A 14257-nucleotide genomic window follows, 5' to 3' on the forward strand; every position below is an offset into this window, starting at 1 on the left:
TATGACAGATAGCGTGATCGCCTGATCCAGGCCAGGATGGCCGCTGACAGAGCTGATAAGTTCAGAGAAGCGAGCAGAGGGGGAAGAATTGAGGGGCAGTTCAGAGATTGTCGCTGTCATGCCTGACGCTGGACAACGGCAGAATGGCGTACCTGTGCGGAAGAGGGCGCGAAACAGGGTAGAGGTGACATAAACATGACGCAAAAAAAACGGATTTCCGTGGAGGTCCGTTCATTTTAAATAGGGTGCCCGAACCCGAAAATGCCGGGAGCATTTTTGCATCGCGCGGCTTCGCGCGACCCGCAGGGCGAGGCACAGGATGTGGCGAGTGTATCGAACCTTCGATAACGGGTTCGCTCCACAAAAGCAAAAACCCGCCAGAGGCGGGTTCTTTAAATTTTGGTGCCCGAACCCGGAATCGAACCAGGGACACGGGGATTTTCAATCCCCTGCTCTACCGACTGAGCTATTCGGGCAACGGGGCGCATTAAACCGTAAAGGCCGCGGGTCGTCAACGGCTTTCACTAAAAAACCCCGGAAAACGTGACTGATTGCCTGATTTTCAGTCAAAGCGGGTAAAACCTCAGGCCAGTGCGCCATTTTTACGGCACAGCGCGATGCTGTAAACATCCTCCGCCAGCCGCTGTGCGGTGGCGACATCCTGCACATTGCGCTTCACCAGCAGCTTGCTGAGGCAGCCTTCAAGAATCAGCTCCATCTGATCGGCCACCATGCTGGGGTTATCCAGCGCCTGCTCCACCAGAATGTCGTGGGTGAACTGCCATGAGCCGCGTTTCTGCTGTTCGGCCAGTTGATGGATGGGCTGATCGGGCTGCGGGTAGAAGCTACAGGCGGCGATAAACAGGCAGCCCGGAAAGCGTCCTTTGCTGACCTGCTCACTCAGGACCTCATAGCGTGCCATCAGCTTCTGGTCGGGCGACAGCGATTCATCCAGCAGGATCTGGCGCCGCCAGGTTTCAATCTGCTGCCCGTGATAGCGCAGCGCATCGTAGAGCAGGGCGTCACGATCGGGCCAGAACTGCTGAAGCTGGTCACGGGTTAATTCGGAACCCGCCAGGGTTTCCAATGAGAGGGTGGCGGCGAGGCCGTTCTGTTCAAGCACATTCAATGCATGCTCGAGTATCTGTTCACGCTGCAAGTGACTCTCCTCTGGTATGCAGGCCCGGTAATGCACCGGGCAATGCCCTGACTCCAGTGTTGTTTACGGGGTAAGTTTCTGCAAATGCGCCCGGAAGTCGGCGGCATTGAGAAACCCGGTGATGCGCGATCCGGCGATTTCGCGGCCCTGCGCATCAAAGAACAAAATCGTCGGTAAGCCCAGCACCTGAAGATGCTGCAACAGCGCGTTGTCACTGGCGTTGTTGGCGGTGACGTTGGCCTGGAGCAGCTGTACCTGACTCAGGCTATCGCGCACGGTGCTATCACTAAAGGTATATTTTTCAAACTCTTTACAGGCGACGCACCAGTCAGCGTAGAGATCGACCATGGTGATGCGGCCACGGGCCTGCTGCAGCGCGCTTTCGAGCTGCTGCGGCGTCTGGATGGTATGGAACGGCAGCGGTGCCACAGCCTGCTGCTGCGCCGCCGGGCCACCAAAGGCCCAGTCCTGCAACGGGCGTGCGCTGATCAGCGCTGCGGCCAGCATGATAATCTGCACGATGCGCCACTTACCGCTGCTGGCGCGCAGGCTGACGCTGAACGCCCAGCCAAAGAACGCGACGCCGAGCAGGCTCCAGAGTCGCAATCCCCACGCATCGCCCAGCACCCGCTCCAGCAGGAAGACCGGCAGCGCCAGGATGACAAAGCCAAAGCCCTCTTTAACGGTTTGCATCCACGGGCCGCTTTTCGGCAGCAGCCGGTTACCAAACAGGGTCACGGCGATCAGCGGTAATCCCATTCCGACCGCATAAAGCCACAGCGTCCCGGCACCGGCCCACAGATTTCCGCTCTGCGCGATGTAAAGCAGAATGGCGCTGAGCGGCGCCGTGGTGCAGGGCGAGCAGATCAAACCCGCCAGCGCGCCCATCAGGAAGACGCCGGGCAGCGAGCCACCCTGCTGACGATTACTCCACAGGGTCAGGCGGGTTTGCAGGCTGGCGGGCAGTTGCAGCGTAAACAGGCCGAACATCGACAGCGCCAGCACAATAAACAGCAGTGAGAGCGTGAACAGCACATAAGGATGCTGCAACGCGGCCTGGAAGCGCAGACCCGCTGCCGCGACGACCAGTCCCAGCAGTGTGTAGGTCAGCGCCATCCCCTGCACATAGACCATCGCCAGCGCGAACAGCCGGCCCAGCGAATAGTGGCGCTGTCCGCCAAGGATAATGCCGGAGATCAGCGGATACATCGGCAGTACGCAGGGCGTAAACGCGACACCGATACCAATCAGTAGCGCCCAGAGCGGCGAGAAAGGCAGCGGGCTGGCGGGCGCGGGCTGAGCGCTGACCGGCGGCGGTGCGCTGCTGGCGGTCACCGCACTTACCGGCACGCTGCGCGTCTCTGGCGGATAACAGAATCCGGCTGCGGCACAGCCCTGATAAGTCACACTGAGCGTGGCGCCGCTGGCCGCCTGTTGCAGCGTCACCGGCAGCGTCAGATCCTGCGGATAGATTTCACTTTTGCCGAAGAATTCATCTTCATGCGGCTGACCTGCCGGCAGCGTTAACGGCGCGATGGCCGCGTTCTGCGGTGTGATGTGGATCTGCTGGCGATAAAGGTAATAACCCGATTTCACTTTCCAGTGCAGGTTGAGCTGCGAGCCCTTCTGCTCGAAGTCAAAAGTAAAGGCTTGATCAACCGGCACAAAGCGACTGGTCGCCGGATTTGAAAAGAGTGAAGCGTGCGCCTGCAGGCAGATAAACAGCGTCAGCAGAAGCGTAATTAAGCGAGAGATGCGTGCAGCCATGACAAGTATTCACTGTCTCCATATTGAACCGGCAGCGCCAGCAGTTCGGGCACATCGTAAGGGTGAGCTTCTTTGAGCAGATCACACAGCGCCTGCTGATGATCGCGGTCGCATTTCAGCAGCATCTGGACTTCGCTACTCTGCTCCATTTTTCCCTGCCAGAGATACCAGGAGGTGGCGCCCGGCAGCAGTGTGACGCAGGCCGCCAGCCTGGCTTCCAGCGCTAAGCCAGCAAGGTGCTCCGCCGTGGCCTGATCGGGCGCGGTGCAGAGGATAACGACAGCATTCATCCTGTGACTCCTGTTTTAAAGAGCGCCGATGATAGCACGCTCCATCCGTAACACGAGGAGTGCGCTAAAGCAGCAATCCACCAAAGACGAAGCCAGAGAGCACCGACAGTGCAATGGCGATCACTCCGGGAATGATAAAGGCGTGGTTAAACACATACTTGCCAATCCGGGTCGAACCCGTGTCATCCATCTCTACGGCGGCCAGCAGGGTCGGGTAGGTCGGTAGCACAAACAGCGCCGAAACCGCCGCGAAGGAAGCGATGGCAGTAAGCGGCGTAACGCCCAGCAGCAGCGCGGCGGGCATCAGCGCTTTGGTGGTCGCAGCCTGCGAGTAGAGCAGCATCGAGGCGAAAAACAGCACCAGCGCCAGCATCCACGGATAGGTTTTCAGCGTGTCGCCCGCCAGCATCTGAATCTCCGCCAGATGTGCCTTCACAAAGGTATCGCCCAGCCAGGCGACGCCCATCACGCAGATACAGGCGCTCATGCCGGACTTAAAGGTGCTGGCGCTGAGAATTTCGCTGGTGTCGAGTTTGCAGGTCAGGCTGATCAGCGTGGCGATGGTCAGCATAAACACCACAATTGCTTCATTGCGTGGCAGTGGCGGATTGACGATCAGCCCGACGCTGGCGCTGGTCGCGGTGGCATAAAGCACCACGGCCACAATGCCCGTCAGAAACAGCAGCACCGATTTTTTCGCGCCCGGTTTTGCCTGATAGAGGCTGGCGCCACGCAGCGTGACTTCGCCTTTGGCGAGACGCGCCTGATAAACCTCATCATCCTTTAGCTCACGGCCTAAGAAGTTAGTCACCAGAGCCGCCAGGAAGAGGCCCACCATGGTTGAGGGGATGGCAATCGCCAGCAGCGTGATATAGCTGACGCCGCGCGGCTCAAGCAGGGTAGCGAAGAAGACCACCGCGGCTGAAATGGGTGACGCGGTAATCGCGATCTGCGAAGCCACTACCGCAATCGACAGCGGCCGGGAAGGGCGAACGCCTTGCTCTTTCGCCACTTCGGCAATCACCGGTAATGTTGAGAACGCGGTATGTCCGGTACCGGCCAGTAGCGTCATCAGGTAGGTCACCAGCGGTGCCAGCAGCGTAACGTGGCGTGGATGACGGCGCAGCAGGCGTTCCGCCAGGCTCACCAGATAATCCATCCCGCCCGCCACCTGCATGGCGGCTATGGCGGCGATCACCGCCATGATGATTTCAATCACATCGAACGGAATAGCGCCGGGTGCTATGCCAAATCCCAGCGTCAGGATCAGCACGCCCATTCCGCCTGCGAACCCGATACCAATGCCGCCAAGACGTGCGCCCAACCAGATCGCCATCAAGACGATAAGCAGCTCAACCACAAACATGAATGACTCCTGAAAGATAAACCGGTAATAGCCGGGTGTGCTGTTTAACAAAAAAAAAGGCACACCGTGTTGATCGCGGTGTGCCTTTTGTTAACCAGCGTCGGTTAAACCTTACTGTTCGTTTTCATCAGTATAACGTTTGGCTTTATAAACCGGGTACATCAGGTTCTGCACCGAGAAGATATCGTCCAGCTCACTTTCCGTCAGCAGGCCGCGCTCCAGCACCACCTCACGTACGCTTTTACCGGTTTCCGCACAAATTTTGCCGACGATGTCGCCGTTGTGGTGGCCGATGTAAGGGTTGAGGTAAGTCACGATACCAATCGAGTTGAAGACATAGGCTTCGCACACCGCGCGGTTGGCGGTAATGCCGTTGATGCACTTCTCCAGCAGGTTGTAGCAGGCGTTAGTCAGAATGCTGATCGACTCAAACAGCGCCTGGCCAATCACCGGCTCCATCACGTTGAGCTGCAACTGGCCCGCTTCAGAGGCCATTGTCACGGTGATGTCGTTGCCAATCACTTTGAAGCAGACCTGGTTTACCACCTCCGGTACAACCGGATTGACCTTGGCGGGCATGATAGAGGAACCCGCCTGCAGCTCTGGCAGGTTGATTTCATTGAGGCCAGCACGCGGGCCAGAGGAGAGCAGGCGCAGGTCGTTACAGATTTTAGAGAGCTTCACCGCCAGACGTTTCAGCGATGAATGGACCATCACATAGGCGCCACAGTCAGAGGTCGCTTCAATCAGATCTTCCGCCGGCACCACCGGCAGGTTGCTGACTTCCGCCAGACGCTGTACCGCCAGGTGCTGATAACCTTCCGGCGTATTGAGGCGGGTGCCGATGGCGGTCGCGCCCAGGTTCACTTCCAGCAGCAGTTCCGCGGTGCGCAGAATGCTTTTGGTCTCTTCATTCAGCAGTACGCTGAAGGCGTGAAATTCCTGCCCGAGAGTCATCGGCACGGCATCCTGCAACTGGGTGCGGCCCATTTTCAGGATGGTCTGGAACTCATCGGCTTTGTGCTGAAAGCCTTCGGCCAGCTGGCTGATGCCATCAAGCAGTTTCAGCAGCGAGCTGTAGACCGCGATGCGGAAACCGGTTGGGTAGGCGTCGTTGGTGGACTGGCATTTGTTCACATGATCGTTGGGGTTGAGGTACTGATATTCCCCTTTCTGGTGGCCCATCAGCTCAAGGCCGATGTTCGCCAGCACTTCATTGGTGTTCATGTTAACCGAGGTCCCGGCACCGCCCTGATAAACATCCACGGGGAACTGGTCCATGCAGCGGCCATTATTGAGCACTTCGTCGCAGGCCTTAATGATGGTATCGGCAATGTTGCGCGGAATGGTCTGCAGCTCTTTGTTGGCCATCGCCGCCGCTTTTTTTACCATCACCATGCCGCGGACAAATTCAGGTATGTCGCTGATTTTGCTGTTGCTGATATAAAAATTCTCAATCGCACGCAGAGTATGAACGCCATAATAGGCATCCGCCGGAACTTCGCGCATACCTAACAGGTCTTCTTCGATACGAATGTTGTTCGCCATGATAACCTTCTTGTTGTTGCCGCTAACCATCACAAAGGATGTGTTTATTTTGTCGTGGTGTACCCGTGCCGACATATTATCCGTCTTCATAGGGGCGTGTGCGATCATATTCTGATGCATATGAAAAGCACGCATGCAGATCACTTAATGCTGCAGCCTGGTTAACGATATGTGAAGTTGGTTACAAAATTAACCCCGCAGGATAAATTTGACAGGATCGGTTGAAAATGGCGGCGCGGGTGCCCATCTCTTTTCTTATCATCCTCAGGATGAACGCTTTCTGCTGACCGGCACGCTGCCGTTCAGCCCCTACTTACAGGAGAGTACGGTGCGCTGGATACCGTTATTAGTCTTTTTCGTTCTGGCCTGGATTGAGATTTCCCTCTTCATTCAGGTTGCACACGTCATGGGCGTGCTGCTTACCATGCTGCTGGTGGTCTTCACCTCGTGTATCGGCGTCTCGCTGGTCAAAAATCAGGGCATGAAAAACTTTATGCTGATGCAGGAGAAGCTGGCACGTAATGAAAGCCCGGCCAACGAGATGATCAAAAGCGTGTCGCTGATCATCGCCGGTTTCCTGCTGCTGCTGCCTGGTTTCTTTACCGACCTGCTGGGCCTGCTGCTGCTGCTGCCACCGGTGCAGAAGCATCTGACGCTGAAGCTGATGCCTCATCTGCGCGTCTGGCGGGGACCGGGAGCCGGACCAGACAGCGGCTACACCATGGATGGCGAGTTCGAGCGTAAAGACAGCGATCGCCTTGAGCATCATGACGATCACAAGGATCGTTAACCGCAACTGTCACCTCTGAAAGCGCAACCTCCGGGTTGCGTGAGATTGTTGAAAAAACTGACCCGGTCAACTGTGAGACCGGAGCCGCACAGGGAACAGGGTCAGATCGGAAAGTCGCAAAATCGTCATCCATGACTGCTCGGCCCGCGCCATCCGTGGCGCGGGACGCTTTCCTCTTCTGATCCTGTTTCCTGCGCCCTGAGCTTAGTCGTTGCTGCCAGGGTCATCCTGTTATGAGTTTGTCAGCACACTGGCGCAACCTTCGGGTTGCGTTTTTTATTTGCCCCATTATCTGTTCAAAAAGCCATCACTTATCACTCGCGGGTAAAAAATTTGTTGTCCGCCCCCTTGAAAGTGGGTGGCAGCGGCCCTATCTCTCTGGTCACGAGGCCGGAAGCCATGCAGCCCGGTGTTCAACCCCAAAACTGAATGATTGGACTTCTCAAAGGAGAGCTATCAAATGAAAATTCGTCCATTGCACGATCGCGTTATCGTCAAGCGTAAAGAAGTTGAAGCTAAATCAGCTGGCGGCATCGTGCTGACCGGTTCCGCAGCCGGTAAATCCACCCGTGGTGAAGTACTGGCTGTCGGCAATGGCCGCATCCTTGAGAGTGGCGACATTAAGCCGCTGGACGTGAAGGTTGGCGACATCGTGATCTTCAGCGAAGGTTACGGCGCGAAAACCGAGAAAATCGACAACGAAGAGGTGCTTATCATCTCTGAGAGCGACATTCTGGCCGTTGTTGAAGCGTAATTTTTACGCGTAATTCACTGAACGAAACGAATTTAAGGGATATTTAAAGATGGCAGCTAAAGACGTAAAATTCGGTAATGACGCACGCGTAAAAATGCTGCGTGGCGTGAACGTACTGGCAGACGCAGTAAAAGTTACCCTGGGTCCTAAAGGCCGTAACGTAGTTCTGGATAAATCTTTTGGTGCACCGACCATCACTAAAGATGGTGTTTCTGTCGCACGTGAAATCGAGCTGGAAGACAAGTTCGAGAACATGGGCGCGCAGATGGTGAAAGAAGTTGCCTCTAAAGCGAACGACGCTGCGGGTGACGGTACCACCACTGCAACCGTACTGGCACAGTCTATCATCACCGAAGGCCTGAAAGCGGTCGCAGCGGGTATGAACCCGATGGACCTGAAGCGCGGTATTGACCAGGCTGTTATCGCTGCGGTTGAGAAACTGAAAGCGCTGTCTGTTCCTTGCTCAGACTCTAAAGCGATTGCGCAGGTAGGTACTATCTCTGCTAACTCCGATGAAACCGTGGGCCAGCTGATTGCTCAGGCGATGGAGAAAGTGGGTAAAGAAGGCGTGATCACCGTTGAAGAAGGCACCGGCCTGCAGGATGAGCTGGATGTGGTTGAAGGTATGCAGTTTGATCGCGGCTACCTGTCACCTTACTTCATCAACAAGCCAGAAACCGGTGCGATTGAACTGGAATCTCCGTTCATCCTGCTGGCTGACAAGAAAATCTCTAACATCCGTGAAATGCTGCCAGTGCTGGAAGCCGTTGCGAAAGCCGGTAAACCACTGCTGATCATCGCGGAAGATGTTGAAGGCGAAGCGCTGGCAACACTGGTGGTTAACACCATGCGTGGCATCGTGAAAGTGGCTGCGGTTAAAGCACCAGGCTTCGGCGACCGTCGTAAAGCTATGCTGCAGGATATCGCTATCCTGACCGGTGGTACCGTAATCTCTGAAGAGATCGGTATGGAGCTGGAGAAAGCGGCTCTGGAAGATCTGGGCCAGGCAAAACGCGTTGTGATCAACAAAGATACCACCACCATCATCGACGGTGTGGGTGAAGAGGCGACAATTCAGGGCCGTGTAACCCAGATTCGTCAGCAGATCGAAGAAGCAACCTCTGACTACGACAAAGAAAAACTGCAGGAGCGCGTAGCGAAACTGGCAGGCGGCGTAGCCGTTCTGAAAGTAGGCGCAGCAACTGAAGTTGAAATGAAAGAGAAGAAAGCCCGCGTTGAAGATGCGCTGCACGCAACCCGTGCTGCTGTAGAAGAAGGTGTGGTTGCTGGTGGTGGTGTGGCGCTGGTTCGCGTGGCAGCACAGCTGGTTGATCTGCGTGGTCAGAACGAAGATCAGAACGTCGGTATCAAAGTTGCGCTGCGCGCGATGGAATCTCCACTGCGTCAGATCGTTTCTAACGCCGGTGAAGAGCCATCTGTTGTCGCTAACAACGTGAAAGCGGGCGACGGTAACTACGGTTACAACGCGCAGACTGAAGAGTACGGCAACATGATCGACTTCGGTATCCTGGACCCAACCAAAGTGACCCGTTCTGCTCTGCAGTACGCGGCCTCTGTTGCGGGTCTGATGATCACAACCGAATGTATGGTCACTGACCTGCCAAAAGGCGACGCACCTGATTTAGGCGGCGGCGCTGGCGGTATGGGTGGCATGGGCGGTATGGGCGGCATGATGTAATTGCCGTTGACTGCTTAAGTCATCAAAGAGCCCCCGATCGGAAACGGTCGGGGATTTTTCTTTTTCAGCGTCTGAATGCTGGCAGCAGCAGGAAAAACCCATTAACTTTTTTTATGTTCTGCATCATGGTTTAGTCAGGGCGGGATGCTCTAACGTGGATCCCGGCGCGAAATAGCGCGCTCTGAAAGGGATAAACAGCAGATTAAGGAAAATAAAAATGCACGATAAATGGGAATTTTATAAGGACGAAGCACACAAGTGGCGCTGGAGAAGAACGGCGCCCAACGGCAATATTACCGGCGCCGCCAGTCAGGGCTACGTTAACAAAGCCGATTGCATCGAAAATGCACGACGTAATGGCTACACCGGTTAAGGGCATCACGCTCTGACATCACCCCCGATCGGAAACGGTCGGGGGTTTTTCTTTTGGGTGGGAAAATAGTATAAGTAAGGCGCAATCGTTCGTCTTTCCTCTTGATATGTCACGCTGTCTGCGGCTGCGCCGACTGATCGACTGGCTTCATTTTATTCACCAGCATCGGCACGCTTGCCAGCCTGCAAGCGGCGTGAAATATTGAGACGATATAACGGGATAAGGGCAATGAATGTGCAGAAAGAAAAATCCTTTTTCTGCTACGCTGCCACCCGACTCTGATGATAATAAATGGGGATTACAATGCGGATTAACCTCTTGCTCGGACTGACGGCTGGCGCGTTATTGCTGGCGGGCTGCAGCAGCTCTACGCAACTCTCTTCAGCAGGACAGCGCGTGACGTTTACCGATCAGCAGCCTGGCACTACCTGTCAGCTTCTGGGCAATATTACCGGCTCACAGAGCAACTGGCTGAGCGGTGCAGGCGGCGAAACCAGCGCACTGCGTGGCGCAGCTAACGACCTGCGCAATCGCGCAGCGGAGATGGGCGGTAACGTGATTTATGGAGCAACCAGTCCGACGCAGAACCTGTTGTCCGCGTTTGCGCCACTCGACAGCAAAATGACCGGCCAGGTCTACAAGTGCCCATAATGTGAATCAGGCAGTCTGCCATATTGAACCGGCCAGCCTTTTGCTGGCCGTTTTTATTCCTGACGTAACTGTAAATCTAACGGTGTTTTACTTGGCTCTCCGCCAATTTCACGCGCCAGCTTTGGCACCAGATAGCCGGAGACCTGTGACAGAAGTGCACGCACCAGCTGGCGGGCCTCGTCATCTGACACAAAGAAATGCGCTGCACCCTGTACCTTATCCAGCACGTGCAGATAGTAGGGCAGGATGCCGGCATCAAATAGTGCATTGCTCAGGGTGGCCAGCGTCTGCGCATTATCGTTGACGCCACGCAATAGCACGCTCTGATTCAGCAGAGTCACTCCAGCACGCTTCAGGCTACTCATCGCCTCACGCAGCTCATCATCAATCTCCTGCGCATGGTTGATGTGCGTCACCATTACCACCTGCAGACGCGTCTCGCTTAACATCTGACAGAGCTGATCGGTAATGCGCGCCGGTATCACCACCGGTAAGCGGCTGTGGATGCGCAGACGTTTCAGATGGGGGATCTGTTCCAGCGCGGCGATAAGCCAGGCGAGCTCATGATCTTTCGCCATAAGCGGGTCACCGCCGGAGAAAATGATCTCATCCAGCTCGGGATGATCGGCGATATAGTCCAGTGCAGCCTGCCAGCTACGCTTGTTGCCGGGATTATCCTGATAGGGGAAATGACGACGGAAGCAGTAGCGACAGTTGACGGCGCAGCCGCCTTTTACCAACAATAAAGCCCGGTTTCGGTATTTATGCAGCAATCCAGGTACAACGTTGCTTTGTTCATCGAGCGGATCGGTGCTATAACCTGGCGCATCAGTGAATTCCTGGCGGCGGGTCAGTACCTGAAGCAGCAGCGGGTCGTGCGCATCGCCTTTTTTCATCCGGCGGATGAACGCATGCGGTACACGTAAGGCGAAAAGACGCCGCGCATCCGCACCTTCAGCCAGCTCAGTGTGCTGATCAAGGGCTAAAATCCGCAGTAATTCATCAGGTTCGGTGACAACATCCGCAAGTTGCTGCAACCAATCTTCTCTGGAAGGTGTTTTTAGGGTTACAATGTGTGCCATTTTTTTGGCTTAGTACCAGTGTCAATTTTCGTAGAGGGCCTTCATGGCGACTTATTCTAGCAACGATTTCCGTCCCGGTCTTAAAATCATGTTCGAAGGCGAGCCGTATGCCATCGAATCCAGTGAGTTCGTTAAACCGGGTAAAGGTCAGGCATTCGCGCGCGTTAAAATGCGTCGCCTGCTGACGGGTTCTCGCGTTGAGAAAACTTTTAAATCTACCGACTCCGCCGAAGGCGCTGACGTAGTAGATACCAACCTGAACTACCTGTACAACGACGGTGAGTTCTACCACTTCATGCATCCGGAAAGCTTTGAGCAGTTCCAGGTTGAAGAGAAGACGGTAAACGATGCAGCGAAATGGCTGCAGGATAACGCTGAATGTATCGTTACGCTGTGGAACGGTCGTCCGATCGCCGTTCAGCCGCCGAACTTTATCGAAGCTGAAGTTATCGAAACCGATCCAGGCCTGAAAGGTGATACCGCAGGGACTGGCGGCAAGCCAGCTAAGCTCTCTACCGGTGCCGTGGTGAAAGTGCCACTGTTCGTGCAAGAGGGCGAAGTGGTGAAAGTTGACACCCGCTCTGGCGAATACGTGTCACGCGTGAAATAAGATTCGCAGGCGCATCTTCTGGTGCGCCTTTTTCTTGTCTGAGAGAAAAAAATGATCAAGCTGGCAAAATTAATCGCGTTCGCGTTGCTGGTCTCCTCTGCGTTAAGCGCCTGCAACACATTCCACGGTTTTGGCGAAGATGTCTCTCACTTAGGTGGTGCCATTTCGCGAGCAGCAAAATGACCTTAACTGATTGTCCTTTTTAAAGTCTCGCCAGCAGCAACTGCCGGAAATCCGGCTATGCTTAAAGCGCTGTACTTTACATCCATCAAAAAGGACATTGTTATGTTAAAGAAAAGTATTGCTGCGATCTTCTCTGTACTGGTGCTCTCTTCCCTGCTCACAGCTTGTAATACAACGCGTGGCGTAGGTGAAGATGTCGAAGCGGGCGGCCAGGCGATTCAGAACAGCACGAAGTAACCTGTTATTCCAACCGGTACGAAATGCTTTTCGTACCGGCTTGTCAGATTCTGCACTATTTCTGTTTTACCCAGATTAACTCTTCAACCGGGAAACCATCCCGACGCGCCTGATCAACCAGCTTCTCTTTTACGCCCGGCTCCAGCTGGGGTGTGCGTGACAGTATCCAGAGATAGTGGCGATTCGGTCCACATACCAGTGCATAGCGGTAGTCCGGATCGAGAGCAATCACGTTATAGCCGCCATAGAAGGGGCCGAAGAAAGAGACTTTCAGAGAAGCCTGCGTGGGTTCCCCGGTGAAGTAGGCTTTGCCGACGCTCTCCTGCCAGCGCTGCTTTTTGACGTTATAGCCACGGTTGATTACCTTCAGGCCGCCATCTTCACGCGGGCTGTAGTTTGCCGTTACCTGTTCAAGTCCGCGCTCAAAAGGGTGGTTAAGGCGGGCAATCTCATACCACTGACCGAGATAGCGCTGGCTGTCAAAGTTATCTACGACCGTGACGTTCTTTGGCGGCGTAGTGCTGCAGGCGACAGAGAGAAAAGCACTCAGGCTGGCAACAACTGTTTTCCATGGAGACATAGTGGGATTCCTTTGTGATTTAACCGCTTAAGTATAGAAGCCGAAACGCTGTTTTTGGCAGTACGGGCACGAGATTGTTTGCCGCAGGCATTGCAGGTAGACTTCCCCCCCCTAATTTGTATCAGGAGTCATCACCATGAGCGAAACGGCAAGCTGGCAACCAAGCGCATCCATCGCCAATTTGTTAAAACGCGCCGCTATTTTAGCAGAAGTGCGTCGTTTCTTTGCCGATCGCGGCGTGCTGGAAGTGGATACGCCGGCGATGAGCCAGGCAACCATTACCGATATCCATCTGGTGCCATTCCAGACGCGTTTTGTCGGGCCTGGCGCGGCACAGGGGCGCGATCTCTGGCTGATGACCAGCCCGGAATATCATATGAAACGCCTGCTGGCGGCGGGCAGTGGCCCGATCTATCAGATGGCGCGCAGCTTCCGCAATGAAGAGGCGGGACGTCACCACAACCCGGAATTCACCATGCTGGAGTGGTACCGGCCGCATTACGACATGTACCGTCTGATGAACGAAGTCGACGATCTGATGCAGCAGGTGCTGGAGTGTGACAGCGCTGAGTCGCTCTCCTATCAGCAGGCGTTTATCCGCCATCTTGAGCTGGATCCGCTGTCAGCGGATAAAGCGCAGTTGCGTGAAGCGGCAGAGAAGCTGGGTGAAGGTGAGCTGGCGCGTGCAGAAGAAGATCGCGATACCTTACTGATGCTGCTGTTTATGCTGGGTGTGGAACCGAAGATTGGTCAGGATAAACCCTGCTTCGTTTATCATTTCCCGGCCAGCCAGGCAGCCCTGGCGGAGATCAGCACCGAAGATCACCGTGTGGCCGAACGCTTTGAGGTCTATTACAAAGGCATTGAGCTGGCGAACGGTTTCCGTGAACTGACCGACAGCCGTGAGCAGCGTCAGCGTTTTGAGCAGGATAACCGTCGCCGTGCGGCGCGCGGCCTGCCTGTGCATCCTATTGATACGTATCTGCTGGATGCGCTGGCGCATGGCATGCCAGCCTGTTCCGGGGTCGCACTGGGTATTGATCGCCTGATCATGCTGGCATTGAAAGCGGAGTCATTGAGCGATGTCATCGCGTTTCCGGTGGATCGCTGCTAATCGGTTAATCACAAACGATGGCGGATTAGAGGGGAAGGGTTGGCCCGGATGAAG

At 55.2% G+C, this 14257-nt stretch carries 16 protein-coding genes and 1 tRNA gene; 9 read left to right on the forward strand and 8 right to left on the reverse strand.

Annotated elements, in window-relative coordinates; translation table 11 throughout:
• Positions 1 to 400: 400 nt before the first annotated feature.
• The 6 genes from FOV68_RS15200 to aspA all read right to left on the reverse strand — a co-directional run bounded on the left by FOV68_RS15200 (position 401) and on the right by aspA (position 6130).
• A tRNA-Phe gene (locus tag FOV68_RS15200) sits at positions 401 to 476 on the reverse strand.
• 107 nt (positions 477 to 583) lie between these two features.
• The gene (locus FOV68_RS15205) at positions 584 to 1159 is read right to left on the reverse strand and encodes a transcriptional regulator (RefSeq protein ID WP_064704942.1); all 576 of its coding nucleotides are present in this window, start codon (positions 1157 to 1159) and stop codon (positions 584 to 586) included.
• A gap of 63 nt (positions 1160 to 1222) precedes the next feature.
• Positions 1223 to 2926, reverse strand: a complete 1704-nt coding sequence (locus FOV68_RS15210) for a protein-disulfide reductase DsbD (protein WP_143991153.1) — start codon at positions 2924 to 2926, stop codon at positions 1223 to 1225.
• Entirely contained in the window at positions 2902 to 3216 is a 315-nt protein-coding gene (gene cutA / locus FOV68_RS15215) for a divalent cation tolerance protein CutA (protein ID WP_031591988.1), read from the reverse strand. Before cutA ends, FOV68_RS15210 begins: the two co-directional genes overlap by 25 nt.
• A 64-nt stretch (positions 3217 to 3280) precedes the next feature.
• Positions 3281 to 4582, reverse strand: a complete 1302-nt coding sequence (locus tag FOV68_RS15220) for an anaerobic C4-dicarboxylate transporter (RefSeq protein ID WP_064704940.1) — start codon at positions 4580 to 4582, stop codon at positions 3281 to 3283.
• 111 nt (positions 4583 to 4693) lie between these two features.
• Entirely contained in the window at positions 4694 to 6130 is a 1437-nt protein-coding gene (gene aspA, locus FOV68_RS15225) for an aspartate ammonia-lyase (protein WP_010251996.1), read from the reverse strand.
• Positions 6131 to 6458: 328 nt separating this feature from the next.
• Here aspA and FOV68_RS15230 point away from each other — a divergent pair, with 328 nt between their 5' ends.
• From FOV68_RS15230 to FOV68_RS15250, 5 genes are all read left to right on the forward strand, one after another.
• Positions 6459 to 6920 (forward strand): FxsA family protein, encoded by a 462-nt coding sequence (locus tag FOV68_RS15230; protein ID WP_010251992.1) that lies wholly within the window; start codon positions 6459 to 6461, stop codon positions 6918 to 6920.
• Between the two features lie 460 nt (positions 6921 to 7380).
• Positions 7381 to 7674 carry a co-chaperone GroES gene (locus FOV68_RS15235; RefSeq protein WP_010251990.1) on the forward strand — a complete coding sequence of 98 codons (294 nt, stop codon included), beginning with the start codon at positions 7381 to 7383 and terminating at the stop codon, positions 7672 to 7674.
• A 49-nt stretch (positions 7675 to 7723) separates the two neighbouring features.
• A complete protein-coding gene (groL, locus tag FOV68_RS15240) occupies positions 7724 to 9373 on the forward strand; it encodes a chaperonin GroEL (protein WP_010251987.1) in 1650 nt (549 codons plus the stop codon).
• A 217-nt stretch (positions 9374 to 9590) separates the two neighbouring features.
• Positions 9591 to 9746 carry a DUF1508 domain-containing protein gene (locus FOV68_RS15245; RefSeq protein WP_010251985.1) on the forward strand — a complete coding sequence of 52 codons (156 nt, stop codon included), beginning with the start codon at positions 9591 to 9593 and terminating at the stop codon, positions 9744 to 9746.
• 303 nt (positions 9747 to 10049) lie between these two features.
• Positions 10050 to 10397 (forward strand): DUF4156 domain-containing protein, encoded by a 348-nt coding sequence (locus FOV68_RS15250; RefSeq protein WP_143991154.1) that lies wholly within the window; start codon positions 10050 to 10052, stop codon positions 10395 to 10397.
• Positions 10398 to 10450: 53 nt separating this feature from the next.
• Here FOV68_RS15250 and epmB read toward each other — a convergent pair whose 3' ends face one another.
• Complete coding sequence (gene epmB, locus FOV68_RS15255) at positions 10451 to 11479, reverse strand: EF-P beta-lysylation protein EpmB (protein ID WP_010672016.1); 1029 nt, start codon at positions 11477 to 11479, stop codon at positions 10451 to 10453.
• A 43-nt stretch (positions 11480 to 11522) separates the two neighbouring features.
• On the opposite strand from epmB, the gene efp reads away from it, so the two are divergent.
• The 3 genes from efp (at position 11523) to FOV68_RS15270 (ending at position 12509) form a co-directional block, all read left to right on the forward strand.
• The gene (efp, locus tag FOV68_RS15260; protein ID WP_008925396.1) at positions 11523 to 12089 is read left to right on the forward strand and encodes an elongation factor P; all 567 of its coding nucleotides are present in this window, start codon (positions 11523 to 11525) and stop codon (positions 12087 to 12089) included.
• Positions 12090 to 12140: 51 nt separating this feature from the next.
• Entirely contained in the window at positions 12141 to 12272 is a 132-nt protein-coding gene (locus FOV68_RS15265) for an entericidin A/B family lipoprotein (RefSeq protein WP_003848306.1), read from the forward strand.
• 102 nt (positions 12273 to 12374) lie between these two features.
• Entirely contained in the window at positions 12375 to 12509 is a 135-nt protein-coding gene (locus FOV68_RS15270; protein WP_003848302.1) for an entericidin A/B family lipoprotein, read from the forward strand.
• Between the two features lie 55 nt (positions 12510 to 12564).
• Here FOV68_RS15270 and FOV68_RS15275 read toward each other — a convergent pair whose 3' ends face one another.
• On the reverse strand, positions 12565 to 13089 hold the full coding sequence (locus tag FOV68_RS15275; protein WP_143991155.1) for a lipocalin family protein: 525 nt from the start codon (positions 13087 to 13089) through the stop codon (positions 12565 to 12567).
• A gap of 136 nt (positions 13090 to 13225) precedes the next feature.
• On the opposite strand from FOV68_RS15275, the gene epmA reads away from it, so the two are divergent.
• Entirely contained in the window at positions 13226 to 14203 is a 978-nt protein-coding gene (gene epmA, locus FOV68_RS15280) for an elongation factor P--(R)-beta-lysine ligase (RefSeq protein ID WP_003848297.1), read from the forward strand.
• Positions 14204 to 14257: the final 54 nt, after the last annotated feature.

The sequence above is a fragment of the Pantoea sp. paga genome, from assembly GCF_007558755.1.
GTDB classification, from domain to species: Bacteria; Pseudomonadota; Gammaproteobacteria; order Enterobacterales; family Enterobacteriaceae; genus Pantoea; species Pantoea agglomerans.

Bases quoted from the DNA above. Each gene is read 5' to 3' on its own strand.
- FOV68_RS15265 (WP_003848306.1), top strand. From the start codon at position 12,141: ATGATCAAGCTGGCAAAATTAATCGCGTTCGCGTTGCTGGTCTCCTCT.
- FOV68_RS15270 (WP_003848302.1), top strand. From the start codon at position 12,375: ATGTTAAAGAAAAGTATTGCTGCGATCTTCTCTGTACTGGTGCTCTCT.
- epmB (WP_010672016.1), bottom strand. From the start codon at position 11,479: ATGGCACACATTGTAACCCTAAAAACACCTTCCAGAGAAGATTGGTTG.
- aspA (WP_010251996.1), bottom strand. From the start codon at position 6,130: ATGGCGAACAACATTCGTATCGAAGAAGACCTGTTAGGTATGCGCGAA.
- FOV68_RS15220 (WP_064704940.1), bottom strand. From the start codon at position 4,582: ATGTTTGTGGTTGAGCTGCTTATCGTCTTGATGGCGATCTGGTTGGGC.
- FOV68_RS15245 (WP_010251985.1), top strand. From the start codon at position 9,591: ATGCACGATAAATGGGAATTTTATAAGGACGAAGCACACAAGTGGCGC.
- cutA (WP_031591988.1), bottom strand. From the start codon at position 3,216: ATGAATGCTGTCGTTATCCTCTGCACCGCGCCCGATCAGGCCACGGCG.
- FOV68_RS15250 (WP_143991154.1), top strand. From the start codon at position 10,050: ATGCGGATTAACCTCTTGCTCGGACTGACGGCTGGCGCGTTATTGCTG.
- groL (WP_010251987.1), top strand. From the start codon at position 7,724: ATGGCAGCTAAAGACGTAAAATTCGGTAATGACGCACGCGTAAAAATG.
- epmA (WP_003848297.1), top strand. From the start codon at position 13,226: ATGAGCGAAACGGCAAGCTGGCAACCAAGCGCATCCATCGCCAATTTG.
- FOV68_RS15235 (WP_010251990.1), top strand. From the start codon at position 7,381: ATGAAAATTCGTCCATTGCACGATCGCGTTATCGTCAAGCGTAAAGAA.
- FOV68_RS15275 (WP_143991155.1), bottom strand. From the start codon at position 13,089: ATGTCTCCATGGAAAACAGTTGTTGCCAGCCTGAGTGCTTTTCTCTCT.
- efp (WP_008925396.1), top strand. From the start codon at position 11,523: ATGGCGACTTATTCTAGCAACGATTTCCGTCCCGGTCTTAAAATCATG.
- FOV68_RS15210 (WP_143991153.1), bottom strand. From the start codon at position 2,926: ATGGCTGCACGCATCTCTCGCTTAATTACGCTTCTGCTGACGCTGTTT.